The sequence below is a fragment of the Streptomyces sp. MK37H genome (genome assembly GCF_018035285.1).
Taxonomy (GTDB): Bacteria; Actinomycetota; Actinomycetes; order Streptomycetales; family Streptomycetaceae; genus Streptomyces; species Streptomyces endocoffeicus.
Genome location: NZ_JAAAYH010000591.1, coordinates 1 through 4,318, shown reverse-complemented (window position 1 = coordinate 4,318; position 4,318 = coordinate 1). Strand labels below are relative to the sequence as shown.

The window sequence follows — 4,318 nt, the reverse complement described above, 5'->3', positions numbered from 1 at the left end:
CCCGGTCCGCCGCGCAGGTGCTGGTGGCGGTGAGCGGAATCTCGCGGGACGACGCCGAGGCCGTCTTCGGTGTGCTGCGCACGGCTTACGCGTCCGACCAGGCGACGGCGAATCTTCCGCAGGACGCGGGGGAGGGGCGGCCCACGGTGTGGACGTCCGTCTTCGAGGTGGCCGACCCACGCGCGGAGCCGCGCCCGGCCTCCCTGACGGCCCCCGTCACCGCCGACCTCCAGGGCGGCCCCCTCCAGGTGCGGCAGATGGCGGACGTCCTGGCCCGCGCCTTCGACGTACGCGAGCAGGGCGCGGTGGCGGGCGACCAGGAGCGGGAGCTCCGGCTGAGGCTGTCCAACACCGGCATCCGCCCGTCGTAGGGAGCGGGGCGAGGTGCCCGGCGGGGCAGCGAACGCATAATCGGTTGCCTGTCGGCGATGGTGGCGGATGCGATGTCCGGCATGGTCACCCAGGCGCGCCCGCCACGGCGAGACGGATCATCCGTCCGGATCGGAGCTCTCGTTCCGCTGACTCGGCCCGGCTGGGCCGAGGCGGGTCAACATGTGCTCGCGGGCCTTGAGCTGGCCGTACGCGATGTCAACGACGACGGCGGGATCGCCGGAAGACCACTTGAGCTGGTGGTCCGGGACACCGCGGCCGATCCGCGGAAGGCCGCGGCGGCCGTGGACGAATTGGCCCGCCTGGGCGTGGCCGCCGTGGCGGGGGAGTATCACAGCGTCGTCGCTCGCGCCGCCGCCGCCCGGGCCGACGCCCTCGGCCTGCCGTTCCTCTGCTCGTCAGCGGTTCTCGACGCGCTCACCGAACAGCCCACGGACCGGGTCGCGCGCCTCGCCCCGGCGCAGTCCCACGGCTGGCGGATCTACGCGGACTTCCTCCTCGGCGCGGGCCACCGTCGTATCGCCGTGGCAGCCGAGCCGAGTGTCTACTGGGCGTCCGGGGCCGGCATTCTGCGGGACCACCTCGCTCCACGCGGTGGCACCGTCATCGAACTCGACATGCGCGCGCTCGCCCCCGCGGCCGTGTGCGACGAACTCGTCGCCCATCGCGCGACAGCCCTCCTTCTTCTGACCGGCCACCCGGAGCCGGCGGTGTCGCTCGTGAAGTCGGTCCGCCGCGACCAGCGCCTCGCCGAGATCATGATGGGGGCTCCGGCCGGGCAGCCGGAGTTCGCCGAGTGGGCGACGTCGCTGGGCGACGACGGCGCCGCGATCCCGTTCCTGCGCTATCTGCCCGAGCGCCTCAGCCCACTCGGCGCACGGGTCGAGGCGGCCCTCCGCGAACGGCTGGCCGCAGCGCCCTCCTTCGTCGCCTTCGAGGGCTACGACACGGTCGCCGTCCTCGCCGAGGTGCTGCGTGCGCAGGGCACGGACCGGGCGCGCATCGCCGCGTCCTGGCCGCGCGTCGCGGTCGAAGGCACCCGCGGGCGGATCCGGTTCTCCCGCACACCAGGCATCAGCGTGTGGCAATGGACTTGGCCGCCCATCCAGGTCGTCGATCGGGATCCGGCGGAAACCGATCGCTTTCGGATCCTTTACACCGGCTGAGCGAGCACGGAGGCCCGACCTCCCAGCGCCTCCGCTCACCGGGTGCCGGGGCTCCCGGCGCACAGTGCGTGGTCGATCAGGGCGCCGGCCGCGTTCTCCTGGTCCAGGATGTGCTCCGGGGTGTCGCCGCGTGCCTCGGACATGGAGACCACGGCGCTTCGCCCGCCGCCGTCGGTGACGCCGTTGAGGGTGATGTAGCCGCCGTCCCCGCCCTCGTGGCTCCAGTAGGTTCCGCCGCAGCTCAGGGGGCGTTCGACCAGGCCGAGCCCGTATCGGCCGCCGGGCCACAGCCGTTGGGCCTCCGCGCTCACGGGGACGGTCCGCTTCATCTCGGCGAGCTGCCGCGGCGGCAGCAGGCGGCCCGCGAGCAGCGCGCGGAGGAAGCGGTTCTCGTCCCGCGTGGTCGTGACCCACGAAAGGTTCTCGTGGTCCACCGGTATCTGGTCGGTGACGTCCACCACCGAACCGGGGCCGAAGAGCTGGTAGGCCCGGGCGTGCGGCCGGGGCACGGTGGGCGAGGTGCCCATCCACCGGGTCCGGTCGAGGCCGAGCGGGCGCAGAACGCGGTTCTCGACCTCCTGGTGGGCGGGGTGACCGGTGGCCTTCTGGATGATCATGTCGAGCAGGACATAGCCGGTGTTGGAGTACGCCCAGCCCTCGCCGGGCGGGAAGTCCGGCGCGTGGGCCATGGCGCGGGCAACCAGCTGCTCGGGGCCGTGGACGTCGTGGCGCTGCTGGTAGTACTCCTCCGGAGTGGTGTATCCGGGCAGGTCGTCGTGGATGCCGCTGGTGTGCTGGAGCAGTTGGCGGAGGGTGATCCGGCTGCCGTCGTTGCCGTTGCCCCGCACCACTCCTGGCAGCCAGTGGTCGACGGTGTCGTCCAGCGAGAGCTCGCCCTCGGCCTCCAGCTGGAGGACCACGGTGGCGACCAGCGTCTTGGACGTACTGGCCATACGGAAGTAGCCGTCGGAAGGGACCGGGCGGCCGGTCTTCAGGTCGGCGGTGCCGCTGGTGGCGACCGACTGCCGGCCGTCGGGCGCGATCGCGCGGGCCTGCACACCACTGACACCGAGGGCGTGGATCGCCTCGGTGTCCTGGCGCAACCGCTCCCCGGGGGAGGGACCGGCGGGCCGGGCGACGGCGGTGGCCACCTCGGCGGCGAGCAGGGTGGCGACACCAAGTGCCACGGCGAGGTGCCTTCGCGGAGTAGAAGTCATGGCCGAACGCTAATTTCGCCCCCGGCGGGGTGCGATCCGGCGCACCCCAGGATCGGAAGGGGGATATCCCCCCAGCGCGGGCCGCCCGGCTCGGACACCCCGACGCCGTCCTGCCATTGACGCACGCCGTGGCGAGATCTTACGGTCGCGTTCGAAGAAACGAGCGCTGGTCGATATGTCGAATAGTCGCGCGCTCGCGCGCTCCCGCACACGCGCAGTCGCGACACCCGAAGAGATGGGCCGTCATGCCGCAGACCGATTCCGCCCGGTTCACCCTCGACCCCGCCTTCGCCGTCGGCGACGTCAACCCCCGACTCTTCGGCTCGTTCGTCGAACACCTCGGACGCTGCGTCTACACCGGCATCCATGAACCGGGCCACCCGGCCGCCGACGAGGCCGGGCTGCGTACCGATGTCCTCGCGCTGATCCGGGAGTTGGGCGTCACCGTCATCCGGTACCCGGGGGGCAACTTCGTCTCCGGCTACAAGTGGGAGGACGGTGTCGGGCCGGTCGAGGAGCGGCCGCGCCGGCTCGACCTGGCCTGGCGGTCCACCGAGACCAACCGGTTCGGGCTCTCCGAGTACATCGACTTCGTCCGTAAGGTCGACGGCGAGCCCATGATGGCGCTCAACCTCGGCACCCGCGGCGTCGCCGAGGCCCTTGAGCTGCAGGAGTACGCCAATCACCCGTCCGGCACCGCCCTCGCCGACCTCCGGATCGGCCACGGCGACAAGGACCCGTACGGCATCGGGCTGTGGTGCCTGGGCAATGAGATGGACGGCCCCTGGCAGACCGGCCACAAGACCGCCGAGGAGTACGGACGGCTCGCCGCCGAGACCGCCCGCGCGATGCGGCAGATCGACCCGGACGTGGAGCTGGTGGTGTGCGGCAGCTCCAACCAGTCGATGCCGACGTTCGCCACCTGGGAGGCGACGGTCCTGGGGGGGACCTACGACCTGGTGGACCACATCTCCCTGCACGCCTACTACGAGGAGCGCGACGGCGACCGCGACTCCTTCCTCGCCTCGGCCGTGGACATGGAGTCCTTCATCGAGAACGTCGTCGCCACCTGCGATCACATCGGCGCCCGGCTGAAGTCGAAGAAGAAGATCAACCTCTCCTTCGACGAGTGGAACGTCTGGTACCAGACCCACTACCACAACGCCGAGCCGCTCAACTGGGAGGAGGCCCCGCGCCTCCTGGAGGACAACTACTCCGTCACCGACGCCGTCGTGGTCGGCTCACTGCTGATCGCCCTGCTCCGCCACGCCGACCGCGTCACCGTCGCCTGCCTCGCCCAGCTGGTCAACGTCATCGCCCCGATCATGACCGAACCGGGCGGCCCCGCCTGGCGGCAGACCACCTTCTACCCCTTCGCACAGGCGTCGGCGCACGGGCGCGGGCGGGTGCTGCGGGTCGACGTCGACAGCCCGACGTACGAGACCGCCGGCTACGGCGAGGTGCCGCTGCTGCACGCCACCGCCGTCCTCGACGAGTCCACCGGCGCGGTGACGGTCTTCGCGGTCAACCGCGACCAGCACCGGC

At 71.7% G+C, this 4,318-nt stretch carries 4 protein-coding genes; 3 read left to right on the top strand and 1 reads right to left on the bottom strand.

Translation table 11 applies throughout. The features are described from left to right. Together GWI24_RS41185 and GWI24_RS41180 are read left to right on the top strand one after the other, a co-directional pair. On the top strand, positions 1–371 hold a 371-nt coding region (locus GWI24_RS41185), incomplete at its 5' end, for a hypothetical protein (protein WP_210951140.1). A 72-nt stretch (positions 372–443) separates the two neighbouring features. Then, a complete protein-coding gene (locus GWI24_RS41180; RefSeq protein WP_210951141.1) occupies positions 444–1,556 on the top strand; it encodes an ABC transporter substrate-binding protein in 1,113 nt (370 codons plus the stop codon). A 35-nt stretch (positions 1,557–1,591) separates the two neighbouring features. Here the strand turns inward: GWI24_RS41180 and GWI24_RS41175 are convergent, their stop codons facing one another. After that, complete coding sequence (locus GWI24_RS41175; protein ID WP_308344261.1) at positions 1,592–2,743, bottom strand: serine hydrolase domain-containing protein; 1,152 nt, start codon at positions 2,741–2,743, stop codon at positions 1,592–1,594. A 275-nt stretch (positions 2,744–3,018) separates the two neighbouring features. Here GWI24_RS41175 and GWI24_RS41170 point away from each other — a divergent pair. Then, positions 3,019–4,318, top strand: a 1,300-nt coding sequence (locus GWI24_RS41170) for an alpha-N-arabinofuranosidase (protein WP_210951138.1), incomplete at its 3' end; no start/stop codon positions are given.